Origin of the sequence: Kitasatospora sp. MBT66, assembly GCF_000710405.2 — a bacterium.
Taxonomy (GTDB): Bacteria; Actinomycetota; Actinomycetes; order Streptomycetales; family Streptomycetaceae; genus Kitasatospora; species Kitasatospora purpeofusca.
The window spans coordinates 1-331 of the sequence record NZ_JAIY01000028.1 but is presented as its reverse complement, the minus strand read 5'-3'; the positions used below and the strand labels follow the sequence as shown (position 1 = coordinate 331).

The window sequence follows — 331 nt, the reverse complement described above, 5'->3', positions numbered from 1 at the left end:
CCCGCGCCTGGTGACGGTCCGCTTCGAGGTGAGCTACAAGGGCGACTTCGGGGAGGGGTGGATCACCCCCCTGGTGATCGGTCACGGCGAGCGCCGCCGCGCGGGCCGCCCGCAGTACACCCGCGCCGGTGACTCGCGCGACGCCCGGGGCAGCGCCACTGTCAAGGTCCCCGCCGGTGCGCCGCTGAGCGTGGCCACCGCCGTCTCCCCGGACAACCCGGCGGTCAACAACGTGCGCATGGTCGCGGCCTGGACCTCCTACGCCGACGCCGTCGCCACCCTGGCGGCCTGATGACGGACGACGACGGATACCGCGTGATCCTCTCCGAGT

At 73.4% G+C, this 331-nt stretch carries 1 protein-coding gene; it reads left to right on the top strand.

The window, feature by feature from the left end; genetic code table 11:
• Positions 1–292: hypothetical protein (locus tag BI06_RS45130; protein WP_158516558.1), on the top strand; the 292-nt coding region annotated here is incomplete at its 5' end.
• Positions 293–331 lie beyond the last annotated feature (39 nt).